At 48.7% G+C, this 20,952-nt stretch carries 12 protein-coding genes; 2 read left to right on the top strand and 10 right to left on the bottom strand.

Going from position 1 to position 20,952, the window contains the following annotated elements; genetic code table 11:
* Positions 1–26 precede the first annotated feature (26 nt).
* Entirely contained in the window at positions 27–2,318 is a 2,292-nt protein-coding gene (locus AC1DXC_RS05130; protein WP_477458063.1) for a family 20 glycosylhydrolase, read from the top strand.
* 191 nt (positions 2,319–2,509) lie between these two features.
* On the opposite strand, the gene AC1DXC_RS05125 is transcribed toward AC1DXC_RS05130, so the two are convergent.
* Positions 2,510–3,286, bottom strand: a complete 777-nt coding sequence (locus AC1DXC_RS05125; protein ID WP_477458062.1) for an NUDIX hydrolase — start codon at positions 3,284–3,286, stop codon at positions 2,510–2,512.
* 123 nt (positions 3,287–3,409) lie between these two features.
* On the opposite strand from AC1DXC_RS05125, the gene AC1DXC_RS05120 reads away from it, so the two are divergent.
* Positions 3,410–3,538, top strand: a complete 129-nt coding sequence (locus AC1DXC_RS05120) for a hypothetical protein (protein ID WP_477458061.1) — start codon at positions 3,410–3,412, stop codon at positions 3,536–3,538.
* A 33-nt stretch (positions 3,539–3,571) separates the two neighbouring features.
* Here the strand turns inward: AC1DXC_RS05120 and AC1DXC_RS05115 are convergent, their stop codons facing one another.
* The 9 genes from AC1DXC_RS05115 to AC1DXC_RS05075 all read right to left on the bottom strand — a co-directional run bounded on the left by AC1DXC_RS05115 (position 3,572) and on the right by AC1DXC_RS05075 (position 20,773).
* Positions 3,572–4,840, bottom strand: coding sequence for a glycoside hydrolase family 27 protein (locus tag AC1DXC_RS05115; protein ID WP_477458060.1), 1,269 nt, complete (start codon positions 4,838–4,840; stop codon positions 3,572–3,574).
* 4 nt (positions 4,841–4,844) lie between these two features.
* Positions 4,845–6,575: an alpha-L-arabinofuranosidase gene (locus AC1DXC_RS05110; RefSeq protein ID WP_477458059.1), complete on the bottom strand. Its 1,731-nt coding sequence runs from the start codon at positions 6,573–6,575 to the stop codon at positions 4,845–4,847.
* Between the two features lie 78 nt (positions 6,576–6,653).
* Complete coding sequence (locus AC1DXC_RS05105; RefSeq protein WP_477458058.1) at positions 6,654–7,535, bottom strand: AraC family transcriptional regulator; 882 nt, start codon at positions 7,533–7,535, stop codon at positions 6,654–6,656.
* 26 nt (positions 7,536–7,561) lie between these two features.
* Positions 7,562–8,107: a carbohydrate binding domain-containing protein gene (locus AC1DXC_RS05100; protein WP_477458057.1), complete on the bottom strand. Its 546-nt coding sequence runs from the start codon at positions 8,105–8,107 to the stop codon at positions 7,562–7,564.
* Between the two features lie 83 nt (positions 8,108–8,190).
* Positions 8,191–9,396 (bottom strand): IPT/TIG domain-containing protein, encoded by a 1,206-nt coding sequence (locus tag AC1DXC_RS05095; protein ID WP_477458056.1) that lies wholly within the window; start codon positions 9,394–9,396, stop codon positions 8,191–8,193.
* A gap of 21 nt (positions 9,397–9,417) precedes the next feature.
* Positions 9,418–11,055: a RagB/SusD family nutrient uptake outer membrane protein gene (locus AC1DXC_RS05090; protein ID WP_477458055.1), complete on the bottom strand. Its 1,638-nt coding sequence runs from the start codon at positions 11,053–11,055 to the stop codon at positions 9,418–9,420.
* Positions 11,056–11,069: 14 nt separating this feature from the next.
* The gene (locus AC1DXC_RS05085) at positions 11,070–14,234 is read right to left on the bottom strand and encodes a SusC/RagA family TonB-linked outer membrane protein (protein ID WP_477458054.1); all 3,165 of its coding nucleotides are present in this window, start codon (positions 14,232–14,234) and stop codon (positions 11,070–11,072) included.
* A gap of 749 nt (positions 14,235–14,983) precedes the next feature.
* On the bottom strand, positions 14,984–19,138 hold the full coding sequence (locus AC1DXC_RS05080; RefSeq protein ID WP_477458053.1) for a two-component regulator propeller domain-containing protein: 4,155 nt from the start codon (positions 19,136–19,138) through the stop codon (positions 14,984–14,986).
* Between the two features lie 297 nt (positions 19,139–19,435).
* The gene (locus tag AC1DXC_RS05075) at positions 19,436–20,773 is read right to left on the bottom strand and encodes a histidine-type phosphatase (RefSeq protein WP_477458052.1); all 1,338 of its coding nucleotides are present in this window, start codon (positions 20,771–20,773) and stop codon (positions 19,436–19,438) included.
* Between the last annotated feature and the right edge of the window lie 179 nt (positions 20,774–20,952).

Genomic DNA, 20,952 nt, shown 5'->3' with positions numbered 1-20,952 from the left:
ATTTCAATGCATCCCCAAAAATCAGTGTGCTTTTTACCTTAATTGCCCTGTTTGCATCAACCCTATTAAACACGGCCAAGGCCCAAACCGCCCCTGCGGACGATCCGAACCTCGGCATAATCCCGGCACCGGCATCGTTAAAAAAGACTGCCGGCTGGTTTAAATTCAATGCGCTGACGCAGATAAAAGCCGATAAACCTAACGACAAAACCATTTTGTTCCTGAAGGATTTCCTCAAGAACAACCGGCATCTGAACAATAAAATCTCCAGATACAATCATAAAAAAAAGGCGGCTACAGGTTTGATACTAACCTCAGTAGGTGCCGATAAATTACCTGCCGAAGGTTATAAACTAACCATCACCCCAAAAAAGATCGTCATCATAGGTAAGGGTGCCGGCTTATTTTACGGCGTGCAAACACTGTTGCAACTGCTGCCGGTAAAACCCTCGTCAACAGAACTATTGCCCTGCGTTACGATAGAAGATGCGCCTAGGTTTGGATATAGGGGGATGATGCTGGATGTGTCGCGGCATTTTTTTACCGTGCCTCAGGTAAAGCAGGTAATAGAAATGCTGGCCGCTTACAAGCTCAATACCTTCCACTGGCATTTGGTAGATGGGCAGGGCTGGCGCATCCAGATCAAGAAATACCCCAAGCTTACGGATGTGGGCGCTTACCGCCAGCAAACCATGTATGGCAACAACCGCGACTGGCCCGACAGCCTCAGCTATGGCGGTTTCTACACACAGGACGACATCCGCGATGTAGTGAAATTCGCTGCCGATAGATACATCAACGTTATCCCCGAAATTGAGATGCCTGCCCACTCGGATGCCGCCCTGCGCGCCTACCCCGAACTGCGCTGCGAACCTGCCGACCCCAAAAACCCGTCCCGCAGCATCAACGGTATCTACTGCCCTACCGAAGCAACCTTCACATTTTTGCAGGATGTGCTCACCGAGGTAATGGATTTGTTCCCTAGCAAATACATCCACGTAGGTGGCGACGAAGCCAATAAACAACCCTGGAAAGAATCGGCTTTTGTGCAGGCTTTGATACAGGAAAAAGGGCTGAAGGACGAGAAGGAGGTGCAAAGCTACTTCATCCAGCGGATGGAGAAATTCATCAACAGCAAGGGCCGCATCATGATAGGTTGGGACGAGATACTGGAGGGCGGCCTGGCACCAAACGCCGTGGTGATGAGCTGGCAGGGCGAAGAAGGAGGCATCGCGGCAGCGCGCCAGCATCATAACGTAATCATGACGCCGCAAACCACCGGCAACTACTTCGACCATTACCAGAGCGGCTCGCCACAGGAGCCGGTTTCCTTCGGCAGGTACGCGGTATTGAAAGAGACTTATGATTATGACCCCGTATCCAAACAACTTACGCCCGATGAGCAGCAATACGTAATGGGTACGCAGGGCAACCTGTGGACGGAGTACGTACCCACTATGGCTAAACTGCAATACCAGATATTCCCGAGGCTATTTGCCTTAGCGGAAGTAGCCTGGACCAAACCCGAAAACAAAAACTACGACAACTTTGCCGACGTGCGCCTGGCCAAACATTTCTTCAAGTTGGAGGCGATGGGCTATAACTACCGCGTGCCAACGCCATTCGCGGTTATCGATACCATTCTGTTCGGTAACAAATTTACCTACGAGCCTAAATCAGTGGTACCGGGCGCGCGCATTTATTACACCCTCAACGGCCGCGACCCGCTTGATACCGATTGGGAATACACCACGCCGATAACCATTACCATACCCGCTGGCGAAAAACGGGAGTTTAAGGCCAGGGTTATAACCCCCATCGGCAGGCGAAGCATTGCCACCCGCGTGCTGATGTATAACCGCCCCCTTATACCGGCTACAGTTTACACCAACGGCAAGCCCGGCTTAAAATACAAAATGGTGAGAGGCCGCTTCACCTCGCCCGACCAACTGGATTATGTGACCCTGACCGATTCCGCAACCACAGATAAGCTGAACGCCGAAGCATTAAAGAAAGATAACCCATACTTCGGTATTGTTTATGATGGCTACGTTGATATAGCAGAGGATGGCAGCTACAACTTTTCGCAGGCATCTTATACCGATACCGAGCTTTTTATCGACGGCGAGAAAATTACCGAAACCGAATACATGCTGCCCTTAGCCAAAGGCCTGCACAAAATTCAAGTAAAATACATCTATCAGGCACCCGTACAAACACCCGGTAGCCGCGCAAGGCAAACGCCGCTGCATATTTATATAATAGAGCCGGGCGATGGGAAGAAAGGGGAATTTGAAGCAGGGAGCTTGTTCTATTGATGGATTTGACCATTTAACGTTATGCCGAATAACAATATCGTCATGCCGAACTTGTTTCGGTACCCCACACGGCAGGTCATCGGCTCGCAAAACGACATGCGAAGCGGCTTAGCAAAGTGGTGACTTTTATGATGGGGTGCTGAAAAGATTTCAGCATGACGATTTATTATTTAAAGTTCAAGAAAACACCATCAACTCAACACAACCCCATTTTTCAAGGCCTCATCGTAGCGTTCCTTATCGAACTTATATAAATGCGGCGAACGGTGCGGGCCGATGCTGCGTTTCTCGTCAAGCTTTTTCAGCAGGCCTAAGGCTATCAGCTTCTTGGGGAAATTGCTGATGTCGAGTTTCTTACCCAGTAGGGTTTCGTATAGGGCGTGTATCTCCGTAAGGGTAAATTTTTCGGGCAGCATATTAAAGCCAATGGGGTAATGATACAGGTGTATGCGCATGGTATGCAGCGCCTCTCGCACCATCTCATCATGGTCAAATTCCAACGCGGGCAGGCTGTCAATATCAAACCACTCGCATTCTAGGCTCATCATATCGGGCTGTAAAATGGTGCGCGAAAAATCAGTTATCGAGTAAAAACCTACGGATATGGTTTGGTCTATCAGCCAATTGCTACGATCAACCCTTACGCCTAATATCTCGCCCCATTTTTCTTCGTCGAATTCTTCGAATTTGGCCCGGTTGGGGTCGCCAAAGGTTTTAAACTGCTGTAAAAAAAGGTTGTCTACCCCGGTGCGCTCCTTTACGTTGCGGGCTGCTGCTTCTACAAGCTTCTCGGTTCGCTTAATGTAGCCGCCTGGCAGGCACCAGCCATCCACCGCCTTATGCCGTATCAGCAGTAGCTTCAATTGCTGTTCGTGATAGCCGAAAATGGCGCAATCTAACGATACATGGGGGATGTATTCCTTGTGTCCGTTCAGTATAAAATCTTCTACCTGCGCCTGTGTTACCATGCGTTAAAATTAACATTCCCTTTATGAAATCGCGCTTAAAAAATTTATTTAGTAAATTTTACTAAATAATAAAATATTGTATCTACCTTCCTCTTGTAAACCAATTACCGTAAGCCAATCATCATGAAAACTAACCGCCGAGACGAAGGCGGCCTATTAAAAATGTACACCAAAGATGCCAAATACCCCGACGATTACGCCGGCACCACCGCTACCAAAAATCTGGTAGAAAAAGCGGGGCGGATGGCATAGAAAAAAGCGACGACTCCTAATAAATAACGACTTCTACTTCTGCGTAAGCTTCAGCATAATCACATCGTGCGCTGCTATATCCTGTTTCAGGTTGCTTTTTGTAGTGCCGGCCGCCTTCTTTAACCATAAATCGCGCAGGGCGTATGTGCTCTCACCCAACTTAAGGTTTAGGCCAATGGTTTTATCTTCTACATTCAAGTCGGCCCATTTAATATTAAGTTTTTGCGGATGATTAGCGCGATTGAGGAAGCATACTGCTACCTCCTTTCCTTTCAATGGCTTCACCCAAACCTCTAAGCTATCGGCCAGCTGTATTTTATATGCGGCTATGCCTAACTCATCCTGGTCTATGGCTATCACTTCCTTATTGGTCAATATAGATTTGGTTTGTGCCGACATGCTGCGCAAATCGTTACCGGCGGCTAAAGGTGCAGCTAGCATGCACCACATCGAAAAATGGGCTTTATCTTCGGCGTAGCTCATGCCATTGCCTACTTCCAGCATATCGGCATCGTTCCAGTGGTTGGGGCCGTTGTACTGACGAATGGCGGGCTGTTTATCCAATATCGTCATCACGCTGCTGGCGGTCCAGGTACCCATGTGTTTATCCTGGTCGAAGTTGGCGGTGATATCTCCCGTGGTGCGGTACAGTTCGCCCACGCCTTTTGCCCAAAGCCAGGGTTTGTGGTTGCCCCATTCGCATAGGCTAAAAATTATCGGCCTGCCGGTTTCCTTCAATGCCGAGCTCATGGTAATGTAGGCTTCGCGGGCGTTCAAGCTATCGGTATTGCACCAGTCGTACTTTAAAAAATCAACACCCCATGATGCATACAGCCGGGCATCCTGGTATTCGTGGCCTCGACTACCCGGGTAACCAGCGCAGGTTTTGTTGCCAGCGCAATTATAGATGCCGAATTTTAGGCCCTGGGCATGCACGTAATCAGCAAAAGCTTTCATCCCGTTGGGGAATTTCTTTGGGTCGGCAACCAAATTGCCGTTCGCATCGCGCTCCATGGTCATCCAGCCATCATCGAGCACGAAGTATTGGTACCCGGCATCCTTCATGCCCGATGATACATAGGCATCAACCATGCCTTTCAGCAGCGGCTCGTCTATCTTGGTTTGGAAAGTATTCCAGGTGTTCCAGCCCATGGGTGGGGTTGGTGCCGGGTTGCTTGTACCTGCTACCGCTTTGGTTTGCGCAACCGGCGCAGCGCCATCAACCTGTGCCGATGCTTTGAAGCCTAATGTTAAGATGCCTGCCATGGCCAGGCTACATGCTGCAATTCGTGTTATCCTCATTGTTTTATTTGCTTTCGATAACCATGAATACCGCGCCACGGGCGGGTACGCTTACCGTTATCCCGCCTGCAATATCAGCAGTATTTGCAGCGATTGAATTATAATTCGAGGGCCCTCCCGATGAACCCGCAGGCCCGCTGCTGTTCACATAAACCTTTTGCGAAAACGAGCCATTATCTGTACCCCCATTGAGGGTGTAGTAGTAATATTTACTGCCTTTGGCAAAGTTCTTTAGGTTTACAGCCACCACTTTGTCGCTACTGCCTTTGTTTACCAGTATGGTGCCTGCCTGCCCCGATGTGAACGACGAGGCATAGCTCAGAATATCGCTGCTGCCGGTAACCGTAGAGTTTACCATACGGTCGCCAAAATATTTTTGGAAGAAGTACATGTAGTAAAAGGCAGGCCTTGGGTTCCATTTGGCAGCACCAGGTTCATCGCCTATGTTGAAGAGGCCGTGGTCGTTACCGCTATCCCAGCCATTGGCCAGATCCCAGCGGCAAGCCATGCCAAACTGGTTCTTGATGGTTTCGGCCAGTACCATTACGGCGTGCACGCCTGCTACATTTGATACCATTTGCTTGGAGCCTACCGAAAAGATGTTCCACTCATCAAGCGCGATGGGCTTTTGCGTAACGCCCGCATTGGTAGCTGATGTTTTTATCCAGTTGGCCATGGCCGGGGTAACCACGTAGGGGGTAGCCAAAATAACCTCGGGGCTGGCATTAGTATTATAATCGGTATAATAGTTATGCACTACGTAAAAATCGGGCGAGTTGCCTACCTGCGAGAGTGCATCGGCATTCCATTTTTGGATGATGGCGGATGTGTTATTCTTCTCGTCGGCATCGGTCAGCACGATGCCTATCTTGATATCGGTGTTGCCAACTTCTGCAGCCGCCTTGCGCATCGAATCGGCATAAATCTTAAAATGATTGCCGTACAATACGCCATTCAGCATTTGCGGCTGCCCGTCTTTATTATTAGCCGTGTTGATGCGGTTGCCCGCCTCCCAGTTGCCGAAATTCTCGTTGCCAATTTCCCAGTATTTGGTGCGGCCTTTATCGTAACGTACCCAGTTTGCAGCGAGGTGAGCCGCTGCTTCAGCGGGTTTGGGACTGGTGCCGTAACGGGCGTAGCCATAGTTTACGGTGATGATGCCGGTGCTATTGGTTTGCTGAAGCACCTTGTAGTAGTTATCCAGCGAAAAAGTCCAGCTATCGGTTTTGTTCCCGTACCAGTACCCGGCAGCTGAGGCCGTGCCGGCATTATCTACCAATTGTGCCGGGGCATCGGCAGGAGTTACGCCATCCCAAAAGTAAACATCGGAGATGCTGCCGCCCGGGAAACGCAGAATATTGGGCGACAAGGCAGTAAGGTTGCCCATCAGCACCGGCTCGGTAACAAACTGGCCCATATAAGGGTTGGTGTTATTGCCGAACAGGTATTTTGATACCTTACTTACTACGGCGCTGTAATCTATGGTTGTTGTTATGCTGCCGGCAGCGGGTTGAGTAACGGCTTTGGTAATGGTTGGGGCGGCAATGGTTTTGGGTTGCCAGCCATCCAGGAAAAATCCCTGGGTAGCTGCCAGTGCCGGGTCGGTTTGGGGGAGGATAGCGCCTGTGTCGCCGCCGGTATCAACCGGGGTAACGGGCTTATTATCTTTTTTGCAGGCTTGCAAAGTGCCCAACACAATCATCATCACTGCACTAAATCTGGTAAATTTTTTCATCAATTTTTTATTGTTATATATGGTAGGGGTTTCTTCATCTGCACATCTGAAATTTGAAATCTGCACATCGATAATCATCTATATAAAAATCCTGTTCCCCGTATAGGTTTCCCTAAACTCTTTGGGGATGCAAAGTTTCTTCCGTTTAAATATGCGGTTAAAGTTGGAGATATTATTGAATCCACATTTATACGCTATCTCGGCAACCGTGGTGGTGCTATCTATCAACATCCGCGAGGCATGGCCAAGGCGTATCTCGTTCAGGCTATCGATAAAGGTTTTTCCGGTTCGTTTCTTGATAAACCTGCTGAAAGAGGCCTCGGGCATATTGGCTATTTTGGCTACCTCGGCCAGCGTTACCGATTTGGTGTAATTGGTATTGAGGTATTCGTACACTTTTTCTATCCGGCGGCTGTTGTAGTTGAATTTTTCGTTATTGAAGGCAATATCCGACAAGGTGCGCATATTGCGCGATATGGATAAGCCGTGCATAATGGATAACAGCTCCAGCACCGAGTCGAAGCCGCTTTTTTTATCCAGGGAGAGTATCCTGTCTTTAATGGCCAAAATTGTTTCCGGCGAAAAGGATATGCCCCGCTGCGATCGCTCCAGCATAGCCTTTATAAAGCTCATCTGGTTGCGCCGCAAAAATTTATCGTCGAACAAATCCTTATGGAACTGTATGGTTACTTCTATGATATCTTCGCTGGTACACTGGTGCGTGAACCAGGCGTGGTAAAGGTTTGGGCCAACCAGCACCAGTTCCACATCATCAATCACCTCTATATTGCCGCCTAAAACCCGCTTCGCGCCTTTGGCATTTATAATCAGATTTAGTTCGTATTCGTCATGGTAATGCAGCGGGAAATCGAACTTTGTCTTCACCCTGTGCGCTATCGTAAAACAATCACCCGGGGTAAGCGGCGTTATTTCGTGCATTACGTTATTGCCTGTTATCATATCTATTTCACTCTCACGCTGCGCATTTACAGCTTTGCCACCGCCTCTGCATTTAACACTTTTACCGTAACATCATCTACCAGCATGGTGCCCGATGCATAACTCATAGCCACCATTACTTTAAAGCTTACTGCCCCTGCGGGTACTTTTACCTGTTTTGTGGCCAGTTGCCAGTCGTTATCGCCGGTAAGGTGCGCTACGTTTACACCTTCGCCTACTTTTTTATCGGCGCGGTCTAAAAACTCCAGGTTGTAAATTGCGCCCATCCATTCGTCCTTGCCTCTTACTACGTTATTGGTTTTTACCCAGGCAGATACTTCTACGCCCAGGGTATTCTTGGGCAGGCGTATGGTTTGGTCTATCCCCACCCAGCCGGTGGCATTGGTTACAATGATGGCACAGCTGTTTTTGCCGCCCTTGTAATCCCAGGGGGTAACCTTGGCCGAGTTGCCGTTGTTCCAGTCGTTCAGTTCATCTTCAAAACCGGGGTTGGTGACCAGGTTTTTTTGTGCCGATGCCTTGCCGGCAAACAGCAGCACCAATGCAGCGCATAACAGGGTGTTGATCTTCATGCCTTAAGGGGTTTTGGGTCAAAAAAATACATCCCCGGCCAGCCAGAGCCGGCCGGGTGCTGTATTGCTTAAATAAAAATATATTACCTTATTATGCCCACATCATCTATATACCAAAGGGTGGCCACACCGCTAAACTCCTGGAAAACGATGGAGTTTATGGTTTTTGGGGCCGTGCCGCCTTTAGGCACAAAGGCCGTCATCGGGATGTTGTAGTTTGTCCAAACGCCTTCTTTCAATACGATAGCTACCGGGTTGCCGAAATTGTAATCCAACGCGATGTGTATTACCTTGTTATCGCTGCCTTTGCCACCGTAGATAGACATCTTAAAGCTTTTGGCTTCGATGTTGCCCGATGCGCCGATTACATAGCCATCGTAACCGCCTGCATATTGCACTTTAATTGCTTTAGTGCCGCGTAGAACATGGTCGGTACTGTTATCACTTGGTGAGTTGCTCCAGCCGTATTGGAACCAGCCGTTCTCGAAGCTGTCTTCATACACCGCCTCGGTAAAACCGAACGGATATACACCGAATGCCTCGCTGTTATTGCCGGGAATGCTAAGGTTGATACCATTTGATGATTGCGGGCCCGATGTGGTACCGCCGCCCAAAGTGGCCGATGTGGTGATAGACAATATGCTGCCGCCCACTACGCCTGCCGGTACTTTCACCACAGCCTGGGTAGAGGTGCTGGATACGATGGTGCCCGGTAGTGTACCGAATTTAACCGCCGAGAGGCCATCGAACGTGGTGCCCTTTATGGTGATGAGGTCATCGGTGTTGCCGGCCATCTTATCAACTGAAGTGATAGAAGGGAACGGCTGCTCTATCACGAAATCGTACAGTATCTCGCCAAAACTAGTAACCAGCTTAAGTTTATTAGTAGTACTTGCATTACTAAACGGCACAGTTGTAGGTATGCTGAAGATGATAGACTGATCAGTAGCCAGGGCAATGTTAAAATACACCTCTGCATCGTTGATGTAGATATGCTTAGTGGTTGCCAGGTTTTTGCCGATAATGGCGTAAAGCGTGTACACCTTGCCCGAGTTGGTGGTAGAGTCGAACGGGAGCGGCCTCACCTCGGGGTAGGTTTGCGTAGTGTTCAAATCTATCTGGTGATCTATAATCACACTGTCGTTCTTGGTGAGGGTGCGCACCTTGGTAATCTCCGGGCTGCCCTTGCCGTAATTGTTGTTGTCCTTTTTACAGGCGTTTATACCCAACATTAGCACTACTGCCAGCGCCAGGTACAAGCTTTTGGGTTGTTTGAATATCTTTTTCATGATGTTGTAATAATTCTTTGATTATTTAAATACATAAGGTACAGGTGGCTCCAGCAATTTGGGGTCGGTAGCGGTTTCTATCTGCGGTATCGGGAAGTTGAAGAACTCGTCCTTAGCCGTTTTTTTGTCGCTGTACACCACAGGTGGCGTATCGTTGCTGTAAGTACCTCTTTCTTGGTTGGCAATTACGGCCAGTGCTTTAGGGTGCTTTACGGTAAGTATGCCCTGCCATCCGTCCATACGGCCCAGGTCGAACCAGTAGTCGTTCTCTATGGCGAACTCTACGCGGCGTTCGTGCAACAAATCGGTCTTGCTGAACGATGTAACCGCTGTGAGGCCTGCCCTGTTACGTATCATGTTGTAATATTTCAATGCGATCGGGTCGCTCGTGGTGGTCGAGGCACCCAGGATAGATTCGGCGGCTATCAGCAGCACTTCAGAATAGCGCATCAGGTAAGTACAGTTGGCTGCAGATTGCGCCGCGCCAATACCGCCGTTATCGGCAGGGGTACCTACTACGTACTTTTTAATGGCTGCGCGTGTGCCCTGTGAGTTTACGTTATCCGGCACTACGAAACCGCCGGCGGCCTGGTTTATCTCTGGGTATTTATCGCCCGCTTTCATAATGGTGGCATGGAAACGCACATCGCCGGGTTCGTAGGCTCTCTGTAGATCGATGGTGGGGCCTAATACCGAGTAGCCGTCGCCGGTACCGGTTACGCCTGCCATAGCCAACGATGCCTGCTGCGGGTTACCGTGGCCGTATGATGCGCCACCTGCCCATTGCAGTGCAATTACCGATTCCTCGTTGTTGTTGTTCTCTGTTTTGAATAAATCGTTATAGCCTTTGCCATCAACCATGTTGGTGTAGCCGTAAAGTGCGATTTGGTCGTTGGTGATGTTGCCGCGGTATAATTTAAACTCGCCGCTGTTGATAACCTTTTCTGCCTCGAGGCGTGCGTTAGCGTAATCTTCCATGTACAAGTACACTTTCGCCAGCAGCGCAGATGCCGAGCCGCTTGATACGTGGCCCTGCGCAATGGTAGCGCCTGCTCTTACTTTAACGTTTAAGTTAGCTTCGGCAAACTTCAAATCATTGATGATGAATTTGTACACATCTGCTGTTGGGTTGGTATTCACCTGGAAGTTCTCGATGAAATCCTCGCTGTTTTCGATGATGGGCACATTGCCCCATATCCTTACGATGTGGAAGTAAGCCAGCGCGCGCATCAGGTGTGCTTCGCCAAGTGCGTTGTTCACTATGGCCTTATCTACCGATGGAGATACCTTTTTCGGCAGGTTGTTGATCAACGCGTTCGACTGCGCAACTACCGTAAACAAGGAGTTCCAGGCATCGGCAATACGCGGGTTGATATTGGTCAGCGAGAAGTTGAATAAGCTGATAACGTCATCAGAATAGGTGCGGCCGTTGCCTGCGGTAAGCTCGGTAATAGCCCAGCCCGATTTGGCCACCCAGTTGAACCATGGCGAGTTGTACAGCGCGTTGGTGCTGGCCACTACCTGGTCGTTGGTTTGGTAAAAGTTGTCTATGGTGATGGCATCCTCGGGAGGCCTGTTAAAGAATTCTTTCTTACAGCTGGTCGTCGTAACAATGCTCATTACAAACGCGCCGATGATATATTTACTATACTTTTTCATGATTTTCATATTGATTAAAATTCAGCGTTTACACCAAATGTTACGGTACGTGCAGATGGGTAGCGACCAAAATCGATGTTCGTTAAAAACACGTTCTGGTTCATCGAGCCAATTTCCGGGTCGAGGCCTTTGTACTTGGTAAAGGTGTACAGGTTTTGGCCGCTGGCATATACCCTTAACCTGTTGAACTTAGCCTTACGTATCCACTTGGAAGGAACGTTCCAACCCAGGATAACATTCTGGATACGCAGGAACGAACCGCTCTCAATAAACCTGTCTGATGTGAACAGGTTAGGGTTGTCTAAACCGCCACGTGGGGCCGGGATAGTAGAGGTGTAGTTGGTAGGCGTCCAATAATTAGCGGCAGAAGCCAATTGGTTGGTGTACAAGCCAGATAAGCCCGAGATGGTGTAGTTAAGCGCATTCAGGATTTTTGCACCATATGAGCCATTCAGGAAGATAGACAGGTCTACCGATTTGTACGATAAGTTGTTGGTAATACCGTATGTAAAGGTAGGGTTAGGGTTGCCAATGTAGGTTTGGTCCTTGTTGTCTATCACGCCATCATTGTTCAGATCTTTGTAGCGGATATCGCCAAACCAGGTGCCTGCTTTTGAAATAGGGTTACCAAATTGCGGTTTGGAGTTAAGCAACTGATCCTCTTTGGTAAACAGGCCGTCGGTTACGTAGCCATAAAACTCGCCGATAGAGTGCCCAACTTCGGTGCGGGTAACGCCTCGGGTAAGGAAACCGTTGGCGATATTGCCAGAGATGAACGGCGTGCCGTTTGCCAGCGATAACACCGTATTTTTGTAATGCGAGAATATCAACGTGGTGCTCCACTTGAAATCTTTGCCGGTGATATTGCGGCTGTTGATGCTGAACTCGAAACCTTTATTGCTCAGCTTACCGCCGTTAAGGTACGGAGGGTTAACACCGCCCAGGTACGAGCCCGAAGCGCCCTCGCCCACCAAAAATGCCGGTAAGGCAGCCTGGAAGAGGAATTTCTCTGAGGTGCGGTTGAAGTAATCGAAAGTTGCATCTATGCGGTTGCCGAACAAACTGAAATCTACGCCCAAATCTGTTTGGATAGCGGTTTCCCAGGTAAGGTTAGGGCTGGAGTTCTTGTCCAAAAGGAAGCCTGTACCGAAGCCGGTAACGGTTGGCTTTAACGCCGAACCATACAGGTAGTTGGGTACGTTTTGGTTACCTACCTGGCCATAGCCTATCCTTAGTTTAACGTTATCAGCATATTTTTTGATGCCCGCCATGAACGACTCTTCCGACAAGCGCCATGATGCTGCTGCCGATGGGAAGTAGCCGGTTTGTTTGCCCGGCGCAAATTTTGAAGACCTATCTGAACGGAAAGTAGCGGTTAAGCTGTACTTGTTGTTGTATGTATAGTTGATACGTGATATTACCGACTGCAAAGCCTGGCTGCCCTTGTACTCATCTACGCGGGCCGATTTTGCATCGCCCAGGTTTAGGGTTTTCAAATCGTTGCTGAAGAAATTTTGGGCGTAGCCGGTGATGCCGTTCCATTGCGAGTAGTTAAGTTCATAACCCAAAGTGGCATACAAGGCATGCTTAGTGCCGAAAATGTGGTTGTACGATGCCACCTCGTTCCAGGTCCAGTAATGCGAATTGCTCCAGTACTCGGTAAGGCTGGCGGTTTTGTTTTCGTAATCGCCATACTTAAAGGTTGGGTTAAACTGCAAAGCCTTTGCCCAATCGAAACCGCCGTTTACCTCAGAGCGTACTTTAAGCCCGGGGACAAGCAATAGCTCGGCATACACCGCGCCGTTTACGTTGCTGCGTACCAGGTTGTTGGTTAGTAACGATGCCTGCGCCACAGCGTTCGGCGTGCCGCCGTAGCCGTTGGCCTGGGGGCCGGTGCTTATGGCACCTGCGAAAGTGCCATCCGGGTTACGCACGGCAATGTCCGGCGCGCTAAGCAACGCGGTATAAATGATACCGCCGTTATCGCTAAGCCCGCGGTTTTCTTCGTTGCGGGTACCGCCCAATACTGCGCCGAATTTCAACCACTCTTTTACCTGTGTGTTTACGTTTGAGCGCAGCGAGTAGCGTTTGAATTTGCTGTTGATGATAGTACCCTGCTGATCGTAAAGGCCGCTGGATATATAATAATCGGTGCCGTCTTTACCGCCCGATACCGAAAGCTGGTGGCTCTGCATGGGCGCGGTGCGGAACACCTCGTCCTGCCAGTTCGTGCCCGGGCCAAGCAATTCGGGGCTGGCGAAATCTGCACGGCGGGTTACCTGCACGTTATCGGCCAATGCGTTTTGTAATCTGGCATATTCAGGCAGGTTCATCATCCGGAGGAATTTACCCTGCTGCTGAAAGCCGTAGTACCCATCGTAACCAACACGTGCCGAACCATTTTTACCACGTTTGGTGGTGATGATGATAACGCCGTTTGATGCACGTGAACCGTAGATGGCCGTTGCCGATGCATCCTTCAGAACATCGATGCTCTCGATGTCATTAGGGTTCAATAACGAAAGTGGGCTTACCGCCGTTTCGTCGTTATTGCCCAGAGCGGGCGAGCGGCCGCTGGTGCTGCGGTTGTTGGCATCGCCCGAGATGGCAACCCCATCAATTACGTACAAAGGCTCGTTGCTGCCCGACAAGGACGATACCCCCCTGATGTGAACCGAGGTTTGGCTGCCCGGCGCTCCCGAGTTTTGCGATACGGTAACACCCGCCACGCGGCCCTGCAATAACTGATCAACGCTGGCCTGGGGCACGTTGGCAATATCTGATGCTTTTAACGATGAAATAGCACCGTTGATATCCTGCCTGCGCTGGCTGCCGTAACCTATGGCTACTACATTTACGTCGGTAAGCGCTGTGGTTGCCGATTTTAGCGTAATGTTGATTTGCGTGCGCGTATCAATCGTCGCTTCCTGCGTTTGCATACCAATGAAACTGAACGTTAGTATGCGACCGCCCGCCGGTACGGTAATGGAGTAATTACCGTTGATATCGGTAATGGCGTTTACCTTGGTGTCTTTAACGGTTACGGTAACACCGGGCAGGGTGATGCCTTTTTCGTCAGAAACCGTCCCCTTGACCACTGTGCCCCCGGTTTGCGCCATACTGCGGGCACAAATGAAAAAGGAGGCAAACAGCAATGCTATTCGTAGAATTTTCCTCATAATGATTTGTTGGTTTGTGTTGGATTTATATTCGATTTATTGGTTTTACATATACAGTTTATAGGCCGCAGCATTGACCCCGTATGAGGGGTTCGCAGGCGTGGCAGCATCTGATAGCCCATGAGCAATCAGCGACGCGTTTCCATAAAAAATTAAAAAATGGTTCTTTTGGTTTATACAATATTGCCGCTGCCAAAGGGCGCCTAACAACATTGATTATACTGGGGTTAAAATTATACGGTAAAATCAGCCCCGTTGTGGATAAATGGGGGCACAAATGTCAACCCTGTTTAATACATTGATAATCAGATATTTATTATATTGATACGGGGCTATTTAGGGGAAATGGTTACAAATGAGCACCCTTATTGGGCCGACAGCACTTTGTAAACTGCCAGAATAGTATTAACAGATTACCGGTTTAGGGTTTATATTTTGGTTGGAAATTGGCGGGAGGATGTGGAGGGGATATCCTAATTAGCGCGGATGAATTGGAGCGCGGGGGCGGTTAAAATAAGCGCGATGAAAGTATTATTAAGTGTAGCGCAGGGTCATTCTGAGCCTGTCGAAGGGCGCGCGTAAAGGCCCATCCCGCTATTGTTCGACGAGCTCACCATGACCCACCGCACAAAACTGTAATAGGTTTGTTTCAGCATCCACTACACACAGCATAGTGGCCACTTTTATGATGGGGTGCTGAAAAGATCAGCATGACGAATTTATGTTGAGCATCCAACGCTCGAAATGCATCACGCCTCATTAAAACTCTCTACATACCGCGAGGGGATGGTGTTAAATTCTGCCTTGAAAGTTTTAACGAAGTATTTCTGGCTTTTGAAGCCCACTTTGTGGCATATCTGCGAGATGGTGAGGTGCCCGGTTTCCAGCAGCTGGGCGGCGCGCTTGAGGCGCATCTGGCGTACCAGTTCGTTAGGTGTTTTGCCCGTCATCTGCAGGATTTTTTTGTAGAGGGTATAGCGGCTCACGAACATCTCGCTGCTCAGCTCCTCTACCGAAAAATTGGGATTGGCTATATTGGCATCTATCAGCACCAGCACTTTTTTAATGAACAGCTCGTCGGGCGAATCTACGGCCACTTCCGTCGGGCTGGCATCTACACGCTTTTGATAGGTTTTTCGCATGTTCTCCTGCTGGCTCAGGATGTTCTTTATTTTGGATGCCAGTATCTCGAAGTTGAAAGGCTTGGTCATGTAGTCACTCGCACCTGTGCCCAACCCTTTTATCTGCTGCTCTTCGCCTGCTATGGCGGTCAATAAAATAACGGGGATATGCGTGGTGCGCTTGTCGCTCTTTATCTTCAGGCACAAATCTATGCCGTTCATTTCGGGCATGGTAATATCACTCACCACCAGGTTGGGGTGCTGGGCAAGGGTTTTCTGCCAGCCTTTTTTGCCGTTCTCGGCTTCGATGATATTAAAGGAATCCTTCAGGTTATCCTTAATGTAGAACCTGAAATCGTCGTTATCCTCAACCAGCAGCACGGTTGGCTTTTTGCCGTCGCCGGTATCGCGCAGGCGGCCTTGCTTTTTATCGGATAAATAAATGGCATCGTCGCCGGCATGCGGTAGCAGCACGGGTCCATCGGCAAATAATTTCTTATCCAGTTGCTGCAGCGGCAACAGCACGGTAAAGCAGCTACCCTGATTAGGCTCGCTCTCTACCAATATCTCACCCTCGTGCAGGCGCACGAATTCTTTGGTGATGGATAGGCCTATCCCGCTGCCCTGGTTTAGCATGCTGCCGGGGATATCATTCTGGAAGAACGGCTCGAATATCCGCTCCATCTTATCTTTCTGGATGCCTATACCAGTATCTATTATCTTTATCTCCAACTCGGTGCCCCGCGCACTTGGGTTGCTGCGCAAGTTGAGCAGAACGCTTACCTGCCCGCCAGCATGCGTAAACTTATAGGCGTTGGACAACAGGTTAAAGAGGATGCGCTCTATCTTATCATGATCGAAACTGGTGTAAAACTCTTCCACCTCGCTATCGAACACGAAGCGGATGCCTTTTTGCTCGGCCACATCGGTAAAGGATTGCGAAAGCTCACGGATAAAGGCAATGATATCGCCGCCGGCTTTATGCAGTTTCAGCTCCTGGTACTCCATCTTACGGAAATCGAGCAATTGGTTCACCAGGTTAAGCAGGCGTTTGGCGTTTCGGTTCACCAGCAAAAGCTGGTTCTTCACGTCGGGGTCTTTAACCTGCTTCACAATTTTATCTACTGGCGCCATAATCAGCGAAAGCGGGGTGCGGAACTCGTGGCTTACGTTGGTAAAGAATTTTATCTTCATCAAATCAAGCTCGTGAAGGCGCTGGGTTTCTTCGCGCTCTTTCTCCAGCAGGAACTGGGTGCGCAGTTTCCGGATACCCTCCCGGCGGATATAAAGCAAGCCCCCTACGAATAGCAGCACATACAGGATATAAGCATAAGTAGTTTTCCAGAAAGGCGGCAATATCTTTACGTGCAGGCTTATCTCTTTACTGTTCCAAAAGCCTGGATTAGATGCGCGTACCTTAAAGATGTAATCGCCGGCATCCAGGTTGGTGTAGGGGGCCTTGCGGCTGATATTATCTGCCGTTATCCAGTTGCCATCGAAGCCCTGCATCATGTACTCGAACTTTACTTTATCCGGGTCGAAATAATTGAGGGCAGCAAACTCGATGGAAAACACATTTTCGTTGTATTTTAGTTCGATGCCGTCTACCTCCGAGATGGACTTCGGCAGGATAACCTTGCCGTATATCTTCTCGCCCACCGATACACTTTTGTTGAACACCTGCAGATCGGTAAAAACCAGATCGGGGATGTGCTTGCTGGTATGCAAGGCCGACGGCCGGAAGATGTTGAACCCATTGCTGCCGCCGAATATCAGCTCGCCGCTGCGGGTTTTGTACGATGAATAAGGCTGAAACTCCCTACCCTGTAGTCCGTCTTTCTCATTGTAATTAACGAAGCGGAACTTCAGCGGCGAAGCTTTCCTATCTATGATGATGTTTGATAGCCCATTAGGCGTGCTTACCCATACATTGTGGTTATCATCCTCGCGGATATCTATAGTGGTATTATCGGGCAGCCCGCTTGCGTGGTTAAGGTTGGTGAAATTGCCAGTAGCCGGGTTCAGTATGCTGAGGCCCTCGCGCGTGCTTATCCATATCAGCCCGCTGCTATCCTCCATAATGTTGTTGGTGTTGTTGTTGATGAGGCTGTTAGGGTCCTTATCGTTTCGGATGTAGTGCGAAAACTGTTTGGTTTTATGGTTAAGCACATCTACCCCGAACGAGGTTACCACCCACAGGTTTCTGTGCCGATCTTGCAACAGGGCCGAGATGTAATTGGAGTGCAGGGAATTATCTGCCCCCAGCTTATAAACGTAATGCGAAAACTTACCGGTCTTGCGATCGAGCATGTTCAAGCCGCCCGAAAGCGTGCCCACCCACAGGTTGTTCTCGTCATCCTCCAGTATCGACCATATCCTGTCTTCGGATATGCTGCTGGGGTCGGCGTCGTTATGCCGGTAATGCTTAAAGTTTTTCCCGTCGAAACAATCCAGGCCGCCAAAATAGGTACCTATCCATAGCTTTTGCTCATGATCGAGATACATGCTTACGATAACATTGTTGGTGAGGCTGTTGGGGTTGGCAGCATCGTGCATGTACTTTTTAAAGCTGCCGTCTTTACGGTTAAAGTACATCAGGCCGCCGCCGTTGGTGCCCAGCCATAGGTTGCCATACTTATCTTCGATGAATTTGTTTACGTCGCTAAAGCTGAGACTGGCGGGGTCTGAAAGGTGGTGCGTGTATAATGGAAATTTGAGGATACTTTCGTTGTAGTAGCTGAGGCCGCGCTTATAGGTGCCTACCCAAATAATGCCTGCGTTATCCTTATATAACAATATGATACTGTTCTGGGCTACGGTTTTAATATCGTCTTCCCGATTCAACAGGTATTTTATGCTGAAATCGCGCTTATCCAGTATGTTGATGCCGCCGTGGTCGGTAGCTATCCAAATACGCCCCTTATTATCCTGCACCACGCTGGATACCACATTAGTGTTCAGCCCGCCCTTGGTGTTGCTTTTATCCAGGCGCTTAAAAACATCGAGCGTACTTTTGAGGTAATATACACCATAGGTGTAAGTGGGTACATAGGTCCATATATCGTCCTGCCCATCTATAAAAATTTTGTAACTGGTATTTAACGCAAGAGGCGGCGCGTTAAATGCCTTGCGGTAATTCACCTTATAGGTAACGGGATCTATCCGTTCCAGGATGCCTTTGTTGTACACCAGCCAAATGTTGCCTTTAGAGTCGGTAGCCAGGTCGGCCACCGCATTATCATATAGCGTTTTATCGTCGCCGTAGCGGTTGCAAATGCGTGTGGTGGTTTTATTACGGGGGTTGTACTTGTAAACGCCTAAAACCGAATTGAGGAACCAATAATTCCCCAGGCGATCTTTACGTATGCCGGCAAAGTTTTGCGTGGGCACGTTGACGGAAAGCAGGTAGCTATTGATATCGTGGCCGAACTTCTCGGTAACCGGATCGTAAATATCGTAGCTGTTTCGGGTTTCTACCAGCAGTTTATTGCCGGGCCCTTCGGATATGGTTGCTATGTAATCGTCGCTGATGCTAGCCGTATCGCTGGCACTGTGCTTAAATACCTTGAATTTATAGCCATCGTATTTGTTTAAGCCCGATGGCGTGCCGAACCACATAAAGCCTTTGTTATCCTTTAAGATGCTGTTTACCTGGTTGTGCGATAGGCCGCCGGCAATATCCAGCCGCGAAAACTGGAACTCGTTATTTTGTGCACGCAGGCCCGCCGCTATCAAAAGCGCCAGAAAAGTAAACGTGCAGGCACGGCGTTGGGTTATGTTCAAAATAATAGCGTTTTATGCCCTTCAGGCGCACTATGCAGCACTAACAAGAACAAGGTAAATAATTGGGCAGACCAATTTAATTAAAAATTACGCTTTGGGGTTAATACTATTATTGCAATTTATTTACCGGTAAAAAAGAGGCTGTATAAAAAAATCAAGATTTGGCCATGACATGCCTTTGTGCCTTCCCTGCGACGTCCTTGGTTAGATTTTTTAACACAAAGTGCGCAAAGGGAGAAACACAAAGAACACGGAGCCCAATTTTAGCTTGAATAGTTTTTATAAAATAGTTTAAAGTTACTTTACCTTTTTAAGGTAATTAAGCATATTGCCCGATAGGGGCGCACCCAAGCGTTTCAACTTATCGAGGTAATACTTTTTCACCTCGGGCCAGGCGTAAAAGTTGGGGTAAACAGGTTTGAGGCCTGTTATGGCGGCATCCTTTTCGTTGAGCAGGCAGCGCAGCAGGTAGCCGCCGGTATTGTTTTTATATACTATCCACTGCACATTCGCGCTCAGCGGTATCACCTTTGCCGATTCCCAATTTTTATTAATGAGCTGGATATAGGTACCCACTTTATCCGAACGGTTCAGGCCAAGCAGCGCGGCGAAGGGCGATATGGTTTCGGCATGAGAGAAACGCAGGTTGGCGGCAATTTTTTTGCCGCTAACAACTTCGTTGGTTGTCCTGATAAAATCTGCCAGCAACGGCGTAGCAATTTTTACCTGTATGCCATTAACATCGGCACCGGGGCCTTTGGTGAAAAAGTCTTCGGCAACATCAATACGGCTTAGCGTCGCCAATTCATCGCAGGTGAAAAAGCTTTGGAAGTTTAGATCCTGATCGGTAAACCCTGCTTGTTTTATCTCCTGCCGCAACGAATAAACGATGGTAGCAAAGCCAAACAAATCGTTTACGAACTGGCCCTGGTTAGCCGCGCTTATCGATTTTGTGAAATCGGCAGTAAAAAAACGTGCGTTAACGCGGGCGTTCAGTTCAGGAATACGGAGGTAGTTCCTTAAATCGTCTACAACCTTTATCCATCTGCCGTTCTTCTCAAAATCGAGGTAGGCGGGTGAGAGGTCGTAAAAGCGGAGGGTGGTATCATTGATGCCTTGCTCTATAATGGTTCCGTTTTTAAGCAATGGCTGTAACCCTTTCAAAAAGGCATCTGCGCTTTGGCGGGTGCGTATTTCTTTGGTAACGGTTACGGTAACCTTTGGCTTATCGGCAAACACCGTGACGTTGTTTTGGTACAGGCGAGATGCGATGCCCATCAGTTCGGTTACGCCCTCTGCCGAAATAGATTTGGTGCCCCCTTTTTCTACTTTATCCAGCGCAAGCACCATTTTTTTTAGCTGCTGCCCCAAAATGGTCAGTGCTTTTGCGCTATCGGCCTTTGCAATCAGCTTATAAATATAAGCCGAAGAAGGTGCCTTGGTTAAGTGCCGAGCACCGTGCCGGCCTACATAATTTACAAAAACGGCTTTATAGCCATCCGGTATTTTTACTGTTGTGTTTTTAGGCTGCGTATATAGTGTTTTCGTTCCTAAAAACACGCTATCGCATTGCTGGGCATCGGCAGTAGCTGCTATCAGAAATAATAACAACAGTAAGGGTAATCGGATGCTCATAAGGTTTAGCAATGGCATGGCAAATATAATACGGACCAATAAAAGACAGGTTTATTCCTCAAATATATAATGTTTGTTTCAGGATATCTTTTTCATTTCTCTTTAAATAATTGGTTTTTTGTTCAATGCCCCCCCCATAAAACACCAATGCCCGGCATAAAGCCAGGCATCGGTTATCG

The organism is Mucilaginibacter sp. P2_D11 (assembly GCF_056404435.1).
Note: the sequence above shows the minus strand (reverse complement) of the source record. Positions and strands in the feature narration are given on the sequence as shown.

Excerpts from the sequence above, each read along its gene's own strand:
- AC1DXC_RS05120 (WP_477458061.1), top strand. The coding sequence starts at position 3,410 with ATGAAAACTAACCGCCGAGACGAAGGCGGCCTATTAAAAATGTACACC.
- AC1DXC_RS05110 (WP_477458059.1), bottom strand. The coding sequence starts at position 6,575 with ATGAAAAAATTTACCAGATTTAGTGCAGTGATGATGATTGTGTTGGGC.
- AC1DXC_RS05115 (WP_477458060.1), bottom strand. The coding sequence starts at position 4,840 with ATGAGGATAACACGAATTGCAGCATGTAGCCTGGCCATGGCAGGCATC.
- AC1DXC_RS05085 (WP_477458054.1), bottom strand. The coding sequence starts at position 14,234 with ATGAGGAAAATTCTACGAATAGCATTGCTGTTTGCCTCCTTTTTCATT.
- AC1DXC_RS05125 (WP_477458062.1), bottom strand. The coding sequence starts at position 3,286 with ATGGTAACACAGGCGCAGGTAGAAGATTTTATACTGAACGGACACAAG.
- AC1DXC_RS05100 (WP_477458057.1), bottom strand. The coding sequence starts at position 8,107 with ATGAAGATCAACACCCTGTTATGCGCTGCATTGGTGCTGCTGTTTGCC.
- AC1DXC_RS05095 (WP_477458056.1), bottom strand. The coding sequence starts at position 9,396 with ATGAAAAAGATATTCAAACAACCCAAAAGCTTGTACCTGGCGCTGGCA.
- AC1DXC_RS05075 (WP_477458052.1), bottom strand. The coding sequence starts at position 20,773 with ATGAGCATCCGATTACCCTTACTGTTGTTATTATTTCTGATAGCAGCT.
- AC1DXC_RS05105 (WP_477458058.1), bottom strand. The coding sequence starts at position 7,535 with ATGATAACAGGCAATAACGTAATGCACGAAATAACGCCGCTTACCCCG.
- AC1DXC_RS05090 (WP_477458055.1), bottom strand. The coding sequence starts at position 11,055 with ATGAAAAAGTATAGTAAATATATCATCGGCGCGTTTGTAATGAGCATT.